Source organism: Mucilaginibacter sp. GW822-FHT03E02 (assembly GCF_058801545.1).
In genome coordinates this window covers 606,099-625,553 of record NZ_JBXANJ010000001.1, presented here as the reverse complement: position 1 = coordinate 625,553, position 19,455 = coordinate 606,099, and the positions used below count along the sequence as shown (strand labels likewise).

Annotated in this window: 8 protein-coding genes; all 8 read left to right on the top strand. The window is 43.7% G+C overall.

Features of this window, described 5'->3' with window-relative positions:
• Nucleotides 1–479: 479 nt before the first annotated feature.
• A complete protein-coding gene (locus AC1RM2_RS02285) occupies nucleotides 480–1,361 on the top strand; it encodes an AraC family transcriptional regulator (RefSeq protein ID WP_492982969.1) in 882 nt (293 codons plus the stop codon).
• Nucleotides 1,362–1,483: 122 nt separating this feature from the next.
• Nucleotides 1,484–5,638, top strand: coding sequence for a hybrid sensor histidine kinase/response regulator transcription factor (locus AC1RM2_RS02280; protein ID WP_492982968.1), 4,155 nt, complete (start codon nucleotides 1,484–1,486; stop codon nucleotides 5,636–5,638).
• 50 nt (nucleotides 5,639–5,688) lie between these two features.
• On the top strand, nucleotides 5,689–6,651 hold the full coding sequence (locus tag AC1RM2_RS02275) for a family 43 glycosylhydrolase (RefSeq protein ID WP_492982967.1): 963 nt from the start codon (nucleotides 5,689–5,691) through the stop codon (nucleotides 6,649–6,651).
• A gap of 596 nt (nucleotides 6,652–7,247) precedes the next feature.
• On the top strand, nucleotides 7,248–10,469 hold the full coding sequence (locus AC1RM2_RS02270; RefSeq protein WP_492982965.1) for a SusC/RagA family TonB-linked outer membrane protein: 3,222 nt from the start codon (nucleotides 7,248–7,250) through the stop codon (nucleotides 10,467–10,469).
• A 23-nt stretch (nucleotides 10,470–10,492) separates the two neighbouring features.
• Nucleotides 10,493–12,238: a RagB/SusD family nutrient uptake outer membrane protein gene (locus tag AC1RM2_RS02265; protein ID WP_492982963.1), complete on the top strand. Its 1,746-nt coding sequence runs from the start codon at nucleotides 10,493–10,495 to the stop codon at nucleotides 12,236–12,238.
• Nucleotides 12,239–12,471: 233 nt separating this feature from the next.
• Nucleotides 12,472–13,689, top strand: a complete 1,218-nt coding sequence (locus tag AC1RM2_RS02260; RefSeq protein WP_492982961.1) for a multiheme c-type cytochrome — start codon at nucleotides 12,472–12,474, stop codon at nucleotides 13,687–13,689.
• A 15-nt stretch (nucleotides 13,690–13,704) separates the two neighbouring features.
• Nucleotides 13,705–17,277: a VCBS repeat-containing protein gene (locus AC1RM2_RS02255; RefSeq protein ID WP_492982959.1), complete on the top strand. Its 3,573-nt coding sequence runs from the start codon at nucleotides 13,705–13,707 to the stop codon at nucleotides 17,275–17,277.
• A gap of 342 nt (nucleotides 17,278–17,619) precedes the next feature.
• Entirely contained in the window at nucleotides 17,620–19,455 is a 1,836-nt protein-coding gene (locus AC1RM2_RS02250) for a 3-keto-alpha-glucoside-1,2-lyase-like domain-containing protein (RefSeq protein WP_492982957.1), read from the top strand.

The following is a 19,455-nucleotide window of genomic DNA, read 5'->3' as shown; positions in this document are numbered from 1 at the left end:
TATGCTGAAAAAAGCAGTAATGACATGGCTGCGACCGGAATTTATGTAGAGACGCATCACATGCGTCTCCCGCCAGACCGGCTTCGATTTGCATGTGGGAGACGCATGTGATGCGTCTTTACAAAAAAACATTAATAATAAATATATCATAATCATGTCATTGCAAGGTACGAAGCAATCCCCGACATGCTAAGTCCCACATAGCTCGGGATTGCTTCGTGCCTCGCAATGACGGTAGTTTAGGACATTGGTTTAACTGTATCCGTTAAGTCAAAAAGAATAATTTCCTTTTAACTCAATACTCAGTACTGCTCACCTGACACAAACAATTGTTTTGGGTACCAAAGGATGATATAAAAAAAAGCTGCTTAACATTTGCTGTAGAAACTGTAACATTTGTGGCATTAAAAAAAAAGGCAATCGCATAGTTTTACGCCATAAACCGTAACTCCTGGTTGCCAATAATTTAAATGTATCAAATGTCGGTTCCTAATGTGATGCGCGAAACAACGTCCCTGAATATGGGCGATTGTTTTTCGATATTTTCGAAAGTAAAGGAGAAGTTTGATTTTCCTTTACATTACCACAACGAATATGAGTTAAACCTGATCATAAATGCCAAAGGCGCCAAACGCATTATTGGCGATAGTATAGAAACTATTGACGATATCGAGCTGGTGTTTATCGGCCCAAACGTTTACCATGGCTGGTTTACCGGCGAGTGTACCAGCGAGGCCATTAATGAGGTTACCATTCAGTTTCATACTGATTTATTTGATGAAAAGTTTTTGCAACGTAACCAGTTGCATTTTATCAAAACTATGTTTGAAAATTCGCGGCGGGGCCTGGTTTTCTCCTATGAAACCACCCGCGATATCACCCGGCGTATATTAAACCTTAGCAATAAGGATGGCTTTAACTCTGTGGTGGAACTGCTTGCCATACTGCATACCCTATCTACATCCAAAAACAGGAGGATGCTATCCGATCCCGGCTTTTCGGACGAAAAATTCCGGTATACAAACGGGCGTGTTGATAAGGTTTTTGATTATATGAAAAACAATTTCGACAAGCGCCTAACACTTGCCGAAGTAGCCACGGTAGCCAACATGCCCGAGGCCTCATTTTGCCGGTTTCTGAAAAAAAGCACGGGCAAATCGTTTATTGAAAGCCTTAATGATATCAGGCTGGGCAATGCGTCGCGTATGCTCATTAACACCACCCACTCCATTGCCGAAATTGCTTACCAGTGCGGCTTCAACAACATTTCAAACTTCAACCGGATATTTAAGCGCCATAAGTTATGTGTTCCTAAAGAGTTTAGGAAGGCATACACGCTTGGCACAAGGGTAGCCGGGTAGTTAATGGTTTTTATTAATAATTAAAATATATTGATGTTAATATAGCACTTATTACGTAATTTTATAAACCCCGCAAACCGGATTATTAAACCCCGCAATCGATTGTTGGTAATTATTTAATAATGAGCATTAAAGGTTATATTGTATTTGTATTTTTTGTTTGTACTCATCAATGGCTATCTGCCCAAAATCATTTATATAAATTTTCGCGTTTAGATATTACCGATGGCTTATCTGATAATCACGTTAATTGTATTTTTAAAGACGAAAAAGGGTTCATGTGGTTTGGCACAAACTCGGGCCTGAGCAGATATGATGGGTTTAAATTTAAGGTTTTTAAGCACGAAGCCGATAACCGCAATTCGCTAAGTGAAAGCTTTGTTTCGCGCATCAGCGAAGGGCCTGATAAAAAGCTGTGGATTTTTACGCACAGCAACATCAGTATTTATGACCCCGCTACCGAGAACTTTGCCGTTAACGTTGCCGATGAGCTTAGGCGGTATAAAATTATAACCAGTGATGTAACACTCATACGAAAGGATAAAGACCGCGGCTTTTGGTTTATCACTAAAAATAAAGGCGTGTACAGGTATAACCCGACAGACGGCTCCACGTCGTTTTATTGCACATCGTCCTTTTCAAAAACCATTTTGCATTCAGATGCCATAATGGATGTGGCAGCCACAAAAAATAATGCTGTTTGGTTAATTTATAGCGATGGTATTATCGATTTGTTGGATACCCGGTTAAATAAGATCATCAAACGTTTTGATGGCCTGGCCAGGGCCAACTTAAATAAGCAGGAATTGTACACGCTTGCAGTTGATAATAAAAGTAACCTGTGGATTTATTCGGCCGCGGGGCCTTTTGGCACCTACTGCTTTAATACCCAAAACTATTCGCTATTACACTTTAGTAAAGATACGCCCGATGGCCGGCTAAACTCCAACATTGTGAATACCATAATACAGGGCGATGACAACAAAATATGGATAGGTACCGATCATGGCGGCATCAACGTGCTCGATCCGGTAACCCATAAAGTAACTTACCTGGTAAATAAGGAGGATGACCCGCAATCCATCAGCGGTAACAGTGTTTTTTTATACAAGGATGATGCCGGCATTGTTTGGGCAGGCACCTTTAAGCAAGGGATAAGTTATTACCACAGTGCCATCATTCAATTTCCGGTTTACAGGCATTTATTAACAGATAAAAACAGCCTGCCCTATGAGGATATTAATGCTTTTGCCGAAGAACGGAACGGTAATTTATGGATAGGGACAAATGGCGGCGGTCTTATCAATTTTAACCCTGAAACCAAAAAGTATACCCAATTCATGCACGATGCGTCTAATCCTAATAGTTTATCAATCGATATTATAATAAGCTTATACGTTGACCATGAAAATAAACTTTGGATAGGCACTTATTTTGGTGGCCTGGATTGTTTTGATGGTAAAAAGTTTATTCATTACCGTCATAGCGATAAAGATAAAACTACCATTACCGACGACCGGGTTTATACCATAATTGAAGATGGCGCCCGGAGTTTATGGGTAGGAACCTTTGCGGGCGGATTGAACGTACTTGACCGTAAAAGCAATACCTTCGGCCATCCCGAGTATAAAATGGTATCTGACTACACAGCTTTTTTTTACCGGGACAGGCAGCAAAATATTTGGATAGGCCGCGATAAAGGCGTTGATGTGATAGAGCGCAAAACAAACCGGGTGCGGCATTACTACTATCAGCCTAAAAATCCAAACAGCCTTGCCGGCAGCGACGTAAATATAATAACCCAGGATAGCCGCGGATTGATGTGGATTGGCACAAAAAGCGGCTTAAGCATACTTAACACCCAAACCAATACATTTTTAAATGTAGATAAGGGCGTGGGCTGGCCGGTAAATAATGTATCGAACATTTTAGAAGATAACCAGGGCAGGATGTGGGTAAGCACCACCAACGGCCTTTCAAACATCAGTTTAACACCCGCAGGCGGGCAATATAAATTCCAGGTTGATAATTACAATGAGGCTGATGGCTTACAGGGGCGGGATTTTAACTTATATGCCGCTATAAAACTACGAAACGGGCAAATGGCATTTGGTGGGGCGCATGGATTTAATTTATTTGATCCGGCAGTAATAAATACCCTTAAACCCAATCCCAAATTGGTATTCACCGATTTTAGGCTATTTAATAAAAGTGTGGCCGCCGGCGATTCGGTAAAAGGACGGGTTGTGCTGGATAAGGCTATATCAGAAACAGAGTGGATAACCCTGAATCATAATGAAAATGTATTTGATATAGAGTTTGCCGCCAACGAATATTTTTATCCCAATAAAATAAGTTACCAGTATACCCTTGAAGGCTTTGATAAAGGCTGGATCACTTTCCCGGCCAACAGCCATAGTGTTACCTACACCAACCTTGACGGTGGCGATTATACTTTTAAAGTGAGGGAATTAAATACCGGTAAAGAGATCTCGCTTAAAATTACCGTTCAGCCCCCGTTTTGGAAAACACCTTTAGCCTACATCGCTTACATGCTGTTTGCACTTGGGCTGTTATTTTACATCAGGCACCGCGGTATAACCAAACTGGAACGGCAATTTGAATTTAAACAGGCAGAGATAGAGGCTGAAAGAAAACTTGCCGGCCAGCGCGAAGAAGCGCAGCGCATGCACCAGCTTGATTTAATGAAGATTAAATTCTTCGTTAATATCAGTCACGAGTTTCGCACGCCGTTGTCATTAATCTTGTCACCAATTGATGATCTTATCAAGGTATCTGACAATCCCGATCAGCAACATCATTTAACCATGATTAAGCGCAACAGCAAGCGCTTACTTAACCTGGTTAACCAGTTGATAGATTTCAGGAAAATGGAGCATAACGAATTGAAGCTTAGCTTAAACAAGGGCGATATTATTCAATTTATAAAAGAAGTTTCCTCGTCATTTACCGATGTGGCCCATCAAAAAAAGATTCAATACCTGTTTGAGAGTGAGTTACATTCATTTATAACCAAATTTGATCAGGATAAAATAGAAAGGATATTGTTTAACCTGCTGTCAAACGCGTTTAAGTTTACGCCGACAGGCGGCAGCATCAGTGTAATTTTAAATACCCCGCAGGTTGCTAATTTGCCTGCTGATAAAAGAATGCTCGAAATCAGGGTAATTGATACAGGTATCGGGATCTCGAAAGAAAACCAGGAGATGATTTTTGAACGGTTTTTCCAGGATGATATCCCCGAAAGCCTTTTAAACCAGGGCAGCGGAATTGGGTTGTCAATTACAAAAGAGTTTATAAAAATACATGGAGGAACTATCAGGCTGGAAAGCGAACCCGAATATGGCAGTTGTTTTATTGTAAGCATACCATTTGAAGGCAAAACCGAGAAACTGACGCTTGCACCCGCAATACAGGAAAATAACACGTTGCCAACTTTAAAAAACACTGATGGCATACAGGGCTCAAACAAAAAACCAACGGTTTTATTAATTGAGGACGATGATGATATGCGTTTTTACCTGAAAGAGAACCTGAAAGATCATTTCCACATTATTGAGGCCGTAAATGGTAAAGAAGGCTGGCAAAAAGCGCTTGCCTTGCACCCCAAATTAATAGTGAGCGATGTAACCATGCCCGAAATGAGTGGTTTTGAATTGTCGCGAAAGCTAAAGGGAGATAGCCGTACATCACATATCCCCGTTATATTGCTAACCGCTATGGCCGGCGAAGATGACCAGTTGGTGGGCTTGGAATGCGGGGCTAACGATTATATTGTTAAGCCATTTAATTCGGGCATACTGCTGTCCAAAATCAACAATTTATTGCTGATGCAGCAAACGTTTAAAGAAACCTATCAAAAACAGGTCGATATTCAATCGCAGGATGTGGTGGTAGTATCTGAAGACGAAAAATTCCTGAAAAACGCGCTCGATTTTATTGAGCAGAATATCACCAAACCCAATTTCTCGGTAGAAGAGCTGGCCAGGCACCTGGCGCTGAGCAGGGTATCCCTTTACCGTAAATTATTAAACCTTACCGGTAAAACGCCGGTTGATTGTATCCGCACCATCCGTTTGCAACGGGCAGTACAGTTGCTGGAGAAAAGCAAGCTAAGTATTGCCAATGTGGCTTATGAAGTGGGCTTTAACAATGCCGCTTATTTTGCAAAGGTGTTTAAAGAAGAGTTTGGCATGCTGCCGTCTGAATACATTGCCGAGCTGAAGAATAAGGAGCATGAAAATATTTTAGCGTAGCACTAGCACGATTGATACCGGTAATTGATAAAATTGTTAATTTGCGCACCATGAGGATATTTAAAACCCCGTTGCTGATAACATTATTTTTTAGCTTTTTGCTGATAGCCCATGCACAAACAAAGGCTGTAAATAATCCGGTTGTTAAAGGCTACTATGCCGATCCTACTATACTTAAAGATAAGGGGCTTTATTATATCTATGCCACCATTGATCCCTGGGGAGGCAACGAGTTGGGGGTACTGGTAACCCAAGATTTTGTGACCTTTAAAACAGAACATATTAACTGGCCAACTAAACAAGCCTGTACAAGCCCAACTTCCAATGGTTCGATGGTGTGGGCACCATCCATCCGCAAGGCCGCCAATGGCAAGTATTACCTGTACGTAGCAGTAGGCAGCGAGTTGTGGGTAGGGGTAAGCAGCCACCCGCTTGGCCCGTGGAAAAATGCGAAAGCCGATAATACACCCCTTGTTGCAGGCAATAAATACCCTGGTGTTCATAATATCGATCCCGATTGCTTTATTGACCAGGATGGGCAGGCCTATTTATACTGGGGATCGGGCTTTAAGTGGGTAAACGGCCATTGTATGGTAGTAAAGCTTAAAAAAGATATGGTCACTTTTGATGGCGAACCAAAGGATATTACGCCGCCACATTATTTTGAAGCCCCGCATATGGTTAAGCGCGGCGGCTTGTATTACCTGATGTATTCATACGGTAAAGCCATTGACGCCACTTACCAGGTACGCTATTCGGTAAGTAAAACCCCCTTTGGCCCATGGACAGAAGGTGAGTACGACCCTATCCTGGCAACCACACCCGATAGTACCACAGTTGGGCCCGGCCATCACACCGTGTTTCAGCAAAACGGCCAATACTATATTTTATACCACCGCATTCATCCCCAAAATAAAGAATATGTATTGCGCGAGCTTTGTTTAGATAGCCTGAACTTTGATAAGCAAGGCAATATTTTAAAAATTAAGCCATCGGCGTTGAGCCGTTTTTAAAAGTGCCTGTTTTTTAAGTCGAAAGTCTTTAGCCCAAAGTGTTAAGCAGCTGTTTAAATTTAATTTAAACTACCGTCATTGCGAGGCACGAAGCAATCCCGAACTATGTGGGACTTAGCATGTCGGGGATTGCTTCGTACCTCGCAATGACGGTCTCTTTTTAATTAGACAGCTTCTAAGTTAAAAAGAGACCGGATTTGAATAAATGGTATTATCAGGTCTTTTTCCTTAGTCCATCAAGTTTTACGAAAGGGCTATGCGAACTCCTGGCCTTCCCCGTTAACCAACACTTACCTCCCAATCTATTTTAAGCCTGTTTTACCTCAAACCACAGCTTTAACACCTGTATCAAAAGTTGTATCGGCTTAGTGCTTATGGTACTTTTTTGACCATTAATACTCGGTATTCTGTTTATCTTATTGATAATCATTGATTTAAATGCGTGTAACATTTGTTGTATCAATTTAAACATAAGTAGTACAATCGATTGTGCGGGTTGTATAGTTTTGGTATCAAGGTTCGGTGAAATTTTGCCGACATAAAAAAGCCGAACCGCTTCGATCGCAAACCAATTTTCAAAATCTAATAATTAATGTATGAGAGGAAAACTACACATCAAAAAGTTTGTGGCTTTAATCTGGATCAACTTAGCACTTATGCTGGTAAGTATGTCTGGATATGCACAAAGCAAAATTACCGGTAAGGTAACCGGAGCCGATGACGGGCTGCCAATACCGGGCGTTACCGTAAAAGTAAAAGGCGGCGTAGCCGTAACAAGTACCAATACCGAAGGTGCTTATTCAATTACAGCCGGCAGCAATGCTACATTAATATTCAGCTTTATTGGCTACACCAGCCAGGAAGCGGCAGTTGGCGGTAACGCAACAGTAAACGTAAAATTATCGCCCGAGAATAAAGCACTTAACGAGGTAGTTGTTGTGGGTTACGGCAGTGCCAAACGCAGCGATGTTACCGGCGCAATTAGTTCTGTTAACGCTGCAACCATTGCAAAAGTACCCGTTACATCGTTAGATCAGGCTTTGCAAGGCCGTGCGGCTGGTGTACAGGTTACCAATAACGATGCTTCGCCGGGTAGTAACATTACCGTATTAATACGCGGTACAGGTAGCCTGGCCAGTGGCGGTAACACTCCGTTGTATGTAGTTGATGGTTATCCAATAAATGCAGGCGGTATCAACAACATCAACCCAAGCGATATCGCATCTATAGATGTATTGAAAGATGCTTCGGCAACCGCTATCTACGGTGTTAGGGCAGCCAATGGCGTGGTTATGGTAACCACCAAAAAAGGTAAAAAAGATGGTGGCGCGCAGGTTGAGTTTAACGCTTACAACGCGTTTCAAAGCAAGCCTAAGCAGTACGATTTGTTAAACGCGCAGCAGTTTGCCACCCTGGCCAACGATGTAGCAGCAAACGACCCCAACAAACACTTTACTACATTGGCCAACTGGGCCAGCCCATCGTCGTTAACCAATGCCGATTGGCAAAATGCCATTTACCGTGGCGGTTTAACCCAAAATTATGATTTGGCTATCCGTGGTGGTAATGAAAAAGTACAATCATCAACATCTATAGGTTATTATGATCAAAAAGGGATTGTGCTGGGCTCTTACTTTAAAAGGATCACTGTAGGGACAAATTTAGACTATCAGCCAACAAAATGGCTTAAATCTGCAACCAGTGCCAAATACTCTTACCAAAATTTAAATAACCCTTATGGTACCGGTAATTTAGGTAATATAAACCAGTTGCCACCAACACTTGATGGCGGTAATAAATTAACCAGCCAGATAAAAGACGCTAATAGTAATTACGGTTTTTTTAACCCTATTTACACTTATGTGGCCAAAAATAACAACCCTATCTACTCAATCGAGACCAATAAGTATAAAAATATAAACAACTACTTTTTGGTTAACTCATCATTAGAAGCTACTATTTTTGACGGCCTTAAATTTAAAACCAACGGCGGTATTACTTATACCGGTTACAACGGTTCTTACTTCCAACCTTCAGATAGCCGTAAAATAGATCAGTATGGCGCTTCTGCCGGTGCGTCGGGCACCGCTTTATATTCGCAGCATATCAACAGTACGTTCGACTGGTTGTGGGAAAATTACCTGTCGTACGATAAAACATTCGGCTCACATACTATCAATTTTGTAGCTGGTGTTTCTGAACAGGAAAGCGATTACAATAGTTTAGGTGGCAGTGTTACACCGCCAAACAATACTATTAAAAGCTTGAGCCAGGGTACCAACCTTATATTGGATGCTAATACCAATGGTGCTGTTAACAACGGCGAAGTAAAACGTTCTTACGCTTCGCAGTTTGCGAGGTTGGCATACAACTACGCCAGTAAGTATTATTTAACAGGTACGGTTAGAAGAGACGGTTCATCGCAGTTTGCGCCAGGCCATCAGTATGGTACTTTTTACTCAGGTGCTGTAAACTGGAATGTTAAAAAGGAATCTTTTCTTACCAATGTTAACTGGCTTTCGGGTTTAAAATTCAGAGGAAGCTATGGCGAGTTGGGTAACCAGCATGGCATCGGCGATTTCACCTACCAATCGTTATATTCTGCAGGTGCTTCTGCAACAGCCAGTGGTAACCTTGGTTATGCTTTCGGTAAAGTAGGTGGTTCAAACGGAACTTACCAGGCAGGTGTGGCTTCAATCCAGCCAGAAAATGATAACATCAGGTGGGAAACTGACTACGTGACCGACATCGGTATGGACGCGTCGTTTTTAAATGGCGAATTAAGCCTTACTGTTGATTATTTTAACAGAAGATCAAAGGATTTCCTGTTAAACATAGCGGCATCACCACAAACAGGTTATAATACATTACCTTCAAATGTGGGCTCAATGGTAAATAAAGGCTGGGAGTTTGCCCTCAATTATAATCACGCTGTAAATAGTGATGTACACATTGATTTAGGTTTAACGCTCTCATTCATTAAAAACAGACTTACAGGCTTGTATTCTGGTACTAATGCAATCTCCAATTTTGGTGGCCTTGGATTAACAGGCGATGGCTGGAGTGAATTTACCAGGACTTATATAGGCCAGCCAATTGGCGAGTTTTATGGATACAAAGCAATCGGAATTATCCAGAACCAGGCTCAATTAACCGCTTTAAACGCAGCTGCACAAGCAAAAGGTAATGACTTTTATTACAAAGCTACTACCGGCGTAGGCGATAGGTTATATGCCGATGTGGATGGCAGCGGTAAAATAACAGCCGACGATAGGGTAGCCCTTGGCAGTCCCCAGCCTAAATTTTTTGGCGGGTTTAACCTTGGCGGGTCTTACAAATCGTGGGATTTTAACGCCTATTTCTACGGTGTTTACGGTAACAAGATTTTGAACTACCAGGAAAGTAACCTCGAGAGCTTTGCACAAAGAGGATCGGTAAGTATCGAAAACGTGAGCAAGCAGTATTACAATAACTATTGGACTCCTACACGCTCGTCAAACCGTTATGCCGCGGTACATTATGATGATACCGATTACGGTAACCTTTTGCCATCAAGCGCCTGGATTGAAAATGGTAGTTTCCTGAAATTGAAAACTGTTACGGTTGGATACTCATTACCACAGGATTTGGTTAAGAAACTTACATTATCAAAAATAAGGGTATATGTTTCGTCTCAAAACCTGTTCACCATTACCAAATACACTGGTCTTGATCCCGAAATTGGCACTCAAAACGCCAACCCAACCCAAAACGGTGTTGATAACGGTACTTATCCATCATCAAGGTTTTACACTATCGGCTTAAACGTAGTATTCTAACCAAGGACAAAAAAATTAATGATATGAAAATCAATAAAAAATATTTCACTATAGCGGCCTTGTGTGGGGCTATGCTGATCCCGCTCAGCTGTAAAAAGAATTTCTTAACACAAACCAATACTACAGCATCAAACGCCGACGCAACCTTCGAAAAATCGCAGGATGTAGTAGCGTTGGTAAACAGTATCTATGATGGTTACCAAAACAGCGATTTGCTGAAAAAATCAATCTGGTACTATGCCAATTTTACCAGCCATGACTGGTTTAATGACGGTGGCGATATTGCCTGGAACAATTATACCATCAGCCCAACTTTTGGAGCGTTGTATACCTTTTGGCAAAATGCTTATTTTGACATCATCAGGGCAAACTCGGCGTTAGAGATCATTGCAACTGCAAAAACAAAAGGTGTAGTTACCGCAGAATTGGGTAACCGTTTATTAGGCGAAGCTTACTTTTTAAGGGGGATGAGCTATTATTACCTGGCAGGTAGTTTTGGCGGTGTGCCGTTGGAGTTAAAAGCATCAACTAACGGTTTAACGCCAAGAAATACACAAGCCGAAGTATTTGCGCAGGTTGTAGCCGATATGAAACAGGCTGAAACCCTGCTGCAATCAAAAACGGTATTGCCGGCTACCGAAAAAGGCAGGGCTACCAAAGGTGCGGCCTATGCTTACGAAGGTTCGGCACAAATGTGGTTAGGTAAATATGCTGAGGCACTTACCGCATTTAACAATACCGAACTGACAGCCAATTACCATTTATTGCCAAAATTTATTGATGTACATGAATTTAGCAATCAAAATAACGACGAGTCGTTATTTGAAATTCAGTTTGATATCCAGGGCTCACAAAGCTGGGATGGCGGCTGGCAAAATGGTGGCGAAGTAGCATGGATAGATGACTTTAGCTGGCCACATGAGTTAAGCGGTTTTGGTTATGATTATGGTAACCCAGGTTTAGAATACTCATACCAAACAGGCGATTTACGTAAAAATGCGACTATCATTGGTCCCGGCGATCAAAACATCAGCCCAGGCATTATTGCCAAATGGGGTGGTATAAAAGGTTACCAGGTGGTTATTGATGGTTTCAAAAACGGAACAAAAGATAACTCGGCACAAAAATACGGCTCATTTGTTGGCGATGATGGCAATATCATTAATACCTGCGGAGCCTTAAGGCAGCCATGGTATGGCGATGACCTTACCCGGTCTGGCTTCTATTGCGCAAAAAAATGGCGCGATCCAAACCTTACCGGCGCCAACGGTTCATCAACCATATTTGGTTCGCAAAACCAAATCCTGATGCGTTATGCCGAAGTGTTATTGTCAAGAGCAGAGTGTAAAGTGCGTACCGGTGATATTCCTGGTGCCATGGCCGATTTGAAATTGGTTAGAGACAGGGCTTTTGGTGGCTCGGCCCCTGCTGTTATGCAGGATGGGCTTACTTACGATGGTAAACCAACTACCCCTATCACCGATCCGTTGCAAATGGTATTAAGCGAGTACAGGCACGAATTGACCGGCGAGTATTCCTTATTTTACTTACTGCGCAGGGCAGGTCCGGGTGTAGCTGCTTCGTTTATTCAAAAAAACTACGGTACCGATGCTACAGTAACCCCGCAGCCTTATCCTTACGGCCCAACTGCCGATGGAAAACTGCATGGAGTTTGGCGCACATCGTTACCTGCAAACCACGATATATTGCCTATACCGCAAACCGCTATAGGGCTTAACCCTAACCTGAAACAAAACCCAGGTTATTAATAAGGGTTATGATGAATGAACTGAGTTTAGTTATATAATTGGTTACTTGCTTTGGCTTTCTCCTTCGGGAGAAAGCCTTTTTAAATTCGGCCCAACCCAAACCCTCCCCGGTAGGGAGGGCTTTTAAAAGGAGTGAAGTTAAGTCTTCCTGTAAACGGCTTAGAGTTTAAAAAAAATAGATTTTAAAAGTCTCCCCTACCGGGGGAGATTTAGAGGGGGCCGGGCTCGCTGTCATGAAAAAAACACTAATAGTAACAAGCATATTAATTACACTACTGGTAGTTATCTACTTCCAGTTTAGGGGTAATAATGCCTATGCCGATCCCCGCGGCCCTTTATACGCCGGTTCAAAAGCCTGTGCTAAATGTCATGGTAAGCTTTATGACTCATACTTGCATACTGCACATTATATAGCGTCAATCCCTGCATCGGCAAATACGGTACACGGCAGCTTTGCAGCAGGCTTTAACGTCTTTAACATCAGCCAAAATCAAAAAATATTGATGGAGAAACGCGATAGCGGCTTATACCAAACCCTTTACCAGGATGGCAAGGTTAAGCAAAGCAACCGATTTGATATTGTTTTTGGCGGGGTAAAAGGCGAAAGCTATTTATACTGGCAAAACAACCAGCTTTACCAGCTGCCATTATCTTATTATAATAAACAGGAGCAATGGTCAACCAGTCCAGGCTATCAATTTAATTTTGTCAACTTCAGGTCGATAGGTAAGCGTTGCCTGGAATGCCATGTATCATATGTTGATGAGCTGCCCCAGGAAAACCAGCAGTTAAGCCGCGATGAGCAATTTGATAAAAGCACCATGGTATATGGTATTGATTGCGAACGCTGCCACGGTCCCGGTGCACAGCACGTCGATTTTCAGGCTAACAATCCCGGTGTTAAAACGGCAAAATTTATAGCCCGCTACGCAAATTTAAGCAGGGAGCAAAGGATGGACATGTGTGCGGTATGCCACTCAGGTATCCATACGGCATTGTTAAAAACAACATTTGGCTTTATGCCCGGCGATACCTTTGCCAAATATAAACTTCCCGAATTTCAGCGCACGTTGGATACCAGTCATTTAGATGTGCATGGCAAGCAGTTGCAACTATTACAAAGCAGCAAGTGCTACATGAACAGTACCATGGATTGCGCAACCTGCCACGATACGCACCGGAATACGCGCGGCAACGATATTTTATATACCCAAAAATGCCTCAGCTGCCATAACAAGCCCAATCATGTGTATTGCAAAATGACGGATAAGCTGAGTGCTGGTGTGCTTAAAGATAAATGCATCAGCTGCCACATGCCCGAATTAACTACCAATGTAATATCTGTGCAAACTGCCGATAAAGCCCCGCCTGTAAGGTTTTTTGTGCATACCCATCATATAGCCGTATATCCGCAGGAGGTTAAAAAGATAATGGCATTTGTTAACAAATAATTGAATATCCCCCATATGAATAAGATCCATTTCCCGGTGCTGCTTTTATTGTCGATATGCTTGTTTTCCTGCAAAAAGCATACGTTGTTTCAGCAAATTTCTTCATCGCATTCGGGCATTCATTTTAATAACCAGATTATCGAAACCGATACCATTAACCCCATCGACCTCACCAATATTTACAACGGTGGCGGCGTTGGCGTTGGCGATTTTAATAATGATGGCCTACAGGACCTGTACTTTACCGGCAACCTGGTGTCAAACCGGCTTTATCTGAATAAAGGAGATTTTAAATTCGAAGATATTACTGATGTGGCCGGCGTAAACGGTATGGGCCGCTGGGGCAGGGGCGTTGCCGTTGTTGATATCAATAACGATGGCCTGATGGATATTTATATATGTAATACCATTTACCCCGATTCGTTGCGCCGTAAAAATATTTTATACATCAACCAGGGGCTTGATAAGGATGGCATCCCGCATTTTAAGGATGAGGCAAAAGCCTATGGCCTGGAGCTGACCAAACAATCAACCATGGCCAGCTTTTTTGATTACGATAATGATGGCGACCTGGATATGTACCTCACGGTTAATACCGCGTCATCGGCCTATTACCCTAACGTTTTTGGCAAAGCCACCCGTACCAGCAACAGCAGTACCGGGCAGCTGTACCGTAACGATTGGGACGAAAAGCTGCATCATGCCGTTTTTCATACTGTATCGGCACAGGCCGGCATCAATTTAGATGGCTTTGGCCATGCAGCCACTACGGTTGATATTAACGGCGACGGCTGGAAAGATATTTATGTATCTGATGATTTTGTATCCAGCAATATTCTGTACGTCAACAACCATGATGGTACGTTTACAGATCGGTCCAAAGAGTATTTTAAACATACATCCTACAACGCTATGGGGCAGGATATTGTGGATATTAACAACGATGGCCTGGCCGATGTGATAGAGCTGGACATGAACCCCGAGGATAACTATCGTAAAAAAATGATCCTGGGTGCCAACAGCTATCAAACCTTCCAGCTTTTTGATATGTTTAAAACGCAGTATCAATACGTACGCAACACACTGCAGGTTAACCAGGGGCCGCGTTTGGGCCAAAACGGAACCATTGGCAGCCCGGCATTCAGCGAAGTAGGTTTCATGAGTGGCCTATCCCAAACCGACTGGAGCTGGACACCATTGGTAACCGATTTTAATAACGATGGTTTCCGCGATCTCATCGTTACCAACGGTTTCCCTAAGGATGTATCCGACCGCGATTTTATGACCTACCGAAGCCAGGCTTATGCGGCTGTGCCCAAGGAAAAGGTGCTGGAGCAAATCCCCCAGATCAAAATACCAAACTACGCTTTTCAAAACAATGGTGATCTCACTTTCCATGACGTAAGCAAAAGCTGGGGATTGAATACGCCATCGTTTTCAAACGGAGCTGTTTATGTTGATCTGGATAATGATGGCACTATGGATATGGTAGTCAACAATATCAACGATGAAGCATCTGTATACCGCAATACCTCGCGGGATGATAAAACAAAACTGGATAGCGCCCATTACCTGCAAATTGGCTTTAAAGGCGATAAAATGAATATTAACGGCCTGGGGGCATTGGTCGAAATTTTTTACGATAATGGCAAGCACCAGGTTTATGAACACAACCCTTACCGGGGCTATTTATCATCGGTACAAGCCATAGCCCACTTTGGTTTAGGCAAAATCAGCAAGGTAGATTCGGTAGTGGTAAAATGGCCTGGCGGCAAAAAGCAAGTATTACTTAATGTAAAGGCCGATCAAAAGATAACCGCAAACATTGCCGCTGCCGGCAGCAGTTATTCGCCCACACAGCCTGCGGTTTACGCAAAATCGTTGTTTAAAGAGGTAACAGATTCTTTGGGTATTGGCTATGTGAGCAAGGATGGCAACTTTGTCGATTTTAACATTCAAAAGCTTTTACCGCATAAATTATCGGAGTATTGCCCTGCATTGGCCGTTGGCGATGTGGATAACAACGGGCTGGACGATATGGTGATAGGGGGGAACTCTAACTTTCCGGCGCAGGTGTTTTTACAGCAAGCGAACGGCAAATTCATCCAGCGAGACCTGGTGAAAAATAATCCTGCAGTAAGTCCGGGCAAATATAAGGACGGCGGCTTGCTGCTGTTTGATGCCAACGGCGATGGTAAACTGGATTTATATGCGGCCGGCGCAGGGTATGAAACTGCCGCGAATAGCCCTGAATACCAGGACAGGCTTTACTTAAACGACGGCAAAGGCAATTTTACCCTGACAACCGATGCTTTGCCTACAAACTTTACAAGCAAACTGTGCGTGCGCGCCTGCGATTATAATAAAGATGGCAAACTTGATCTGTTCGTATCAGGCAGGGTTGAGCCATGGAAATACCCACAGCCGGTATCGAGCATTATTTTAAGGAACGATAGCCAGAATGGCCACATCAAGTTTACCGATGTTACCGCCCAGGTTGCCCCGGCATTAAAAAATGCGGGCCTCATTTGCGATGCCTTATTCACCGACTTTGACAACGACGGCTGGCCCGACCTGATCATGGCCGGTGAATGGATGCCCATTACTTTCCTAAGAAACGACCACGGTAAGTTTGTGAACGTCACCGCTAAGTCGGGCGTTGCCGACAAACTGGGCATGTGGAACACCATAACCGGTGGCGATTTCAGGCATACCGGTCGTACTGATTACATAGTGGGCAACCTTGGCCAAAACAGCCTGCTGCAGGCCAGCGACCAATACCCGATTTACATCACCGCAAAAAACTTCGACGGCAGCGGATACAGCACCATCCCATCCGTGTTTTTCCCGGATGTAAATGGCGAAAAGAAAGAGTTTCCGTTGCAAGGGAGGGAAGACCAGCTGAAACAAATGATCAGCCTGAAAAAGAAATATACCAACTACAAATCATTTGCCACCGCCACCCTGCAGGATATGCTTACGCCCGAGCAGCTAAACGGCGCTTTAAGGCTTAAAGCCAACCTGCTTAAATCATGTTACCTGCGCAACGATGGAGATGGCAAATTTACGCTGATACCGCTACCAATAGAAGCCCAGGTATCCGTCCTTAACGGCATGCAAACCGGCGATTTTGATGGCGATGGCAACCTGGATGTAGTGATGAATGGAAACGATTACGGCTCAGATGCATCAGTCGGTCGCTACGATGCCTTGAATGGTTTGATGTTGAAAGGCGATGGCAAAGGCGGCTTTAAGCCAATGAGTATTTTGCAAAGCGGCATTTACATTCCGGGCAACGGCAAGGCTTTGGTGCAGTTGCGTGATAAAAACAGCCATATCCTATTGGCCGCCAGCCAGAACAGGGATAGCCTGAAGGTTTTTAAACAAAATATAAAGGTTAAAACCGTGGCGGTACAGGAGCGTGATGCTTATGCTATTATTAAATATAACGATGGCCGGGTAACCAAGCAGGAGTTTTACTATGGCAGCTCCTTCCTGTCGCAGTCTGCCAGGTTTATACAGGTTGATGATGGGATGAAGAGTGTGGTTGTTTTTGATGATAAGGGGAATAGGAGGGTGATGAAATAGTGGGGAAATTGTTTGCTATAAAGAATTTTAAAGTGAAGAAGGAATAAAAGAGAGCAGGGGGATGTGCGATTCCTTCCTTGGGGAAGGAGGAGGTAGGGGTTAAATCAGGCGTTCAAGTAGTCTTTTGCCGGTCGCTCGAATAAACCCCTCCCTGCCTTTGCCCGCATTTCCATCGCGCCCCTCCCGAGGGAGGGATTTGAAAAATAAGGTTTTAGGTTGCGGTGTTTTGTATCAAACAAGTTATTCAAATAATTCCGCAATCGATTGTATAATTTATTAAATTGCACGGGTATAAGGCTTAATCATCTTATGCCACATAAACCAAATTATAATTTAAATAAAATGTATTGTATCAAGTATCCTCCTATAACCCTTGACGGTAAAAAGCTGGTTATGTTGTTGGGCTGCCTGTTGGGTTGCCATCAATTGATGGCACAAAACACAGTGCCCCTAACCGATCTTTCGGCTTTCCAGGAGCCATCCTCAAACTGGAAACTGGCTACCGGCGCGCAGGCCGACCTGGATAAAGACGAAGTTTTAACCACCAAAGATGGCACCGGCATATTGGTTAACCTGCCCGGCAAACAGGGTGCGAAAGACCTTTATACCAAAGCCTCCTACGGCGATATGGATCTGGAGCTGGATTATATGATGGCCAAAGGCTCAAACTCGGGCATCTATTTACAGGGCCGGTACGAAATTCAGCTGCTGGATAGCTGGGGTAAAGTTAATCCCCAATCGGGCGACAACGGCGGTATTTACGAGCGTTGGGACGATAGCAAGCCCGATGGCCAGCAGGGCTATGATGGCCACGCACCAAGGCAAAATGCCAGCAGGGCTCCCGGCTTATGGCAGCACATGCGTATCTCGTTCCAGGCTCCGCGCTTTGATGCACAGGGCAAAAAGATAAGTAACGCCAAAGTAATTTACGTTTGGTTAAACGGGGTTTTGATACAGGATAATGCAGAACTGGCAGGTCCAACCCGCGGTGCGATGGACAGCAAGGAAACAACCGCCGGTCCGCTGCGTATCCAGGGCGATCATGGTGCGGTAGCTTTCAGGAATATCAGCATTACCAGTTTTGATAAAGCGCCACCTGTTTTATCTAACCTAAAATATGCGGTTTATAAAGGCGCAGCCACCGCAGCAAATGACGCTAAAGTTAAGGCAGTAGCCGAAGGAAATTCGACCATATTATCATCAAACGTAGGTAAACTAACTAACGATTTTGTGATCCACTACACAGGAACCATAAAGATTGCCAAGGCCGGGCAGTATACTTTTAAGCTAAGTGTGCCGGGGGGTAAAGGTTCCTTAAAGATAGGCGGCAATGATGCCATAGCGTCGGCCAATAACCGCGGCGATGGCAAAATTCAATTGCAGCCCGGCGATCAGGCTTTTGATCTGTATTATTCCAAAACTGCCGATTGGGCCAAGCCTGCTTTAGGCTTAACCGTTTCGGGGCCCGGCATCCGCGAATATCTGCTGACTGATGCCAACGTAAGTAATAACGATCCGGTTGATCCTATTCTTATTAATGCCACATCAAATACGATTTTGCGCAGCTTTTCTGATCTGCCGGGCGGCATCCGCGTTACCCATGGCGTAAATGTGGGGAGTGCCGAACAGGTACATTACACCTACGACCTGGATAAAGGGATGATAGTACAGATCTGGCGCGGCGGCTTTTTAGATGCCACCCCCATGTGGCACGATAGGGGCGATGGCTCATCGCGTGTAGCTGGTTCGGTACAATACCTGGGCAAACCGGTACCGGGGATAGAAAAACTGGCCAATGCACAGGTTGCCTGGGCGGCGGATACTACAGGAACAGGATACCGCCCTAAAGGATATGTTTTAAATGCGGATGACAGGCCAACGTTCAGATACATCATCTACGGATCGACGGTAAATGATGCCAGCACCGTTATAGAAGGAGGCCATGGCATCCACCGCGAAATTACTTTGCAAAACCCGGTTGACGGCTTGTTTGCGCGCCTGGCTACCGGCAACAATATTGAGGATGCGGGTAACGGATTATATATAGTTGATGATAAATCTTACTATATCAAAGTAGAAGATGCTGCTGGGGCTAAACCCGTCCTTAGGGATGCGGGCGGTAAGCAGGAGCTCATTATCCCCATCAAGGGAAAATTAACCTATTCAATTATCTTTTAA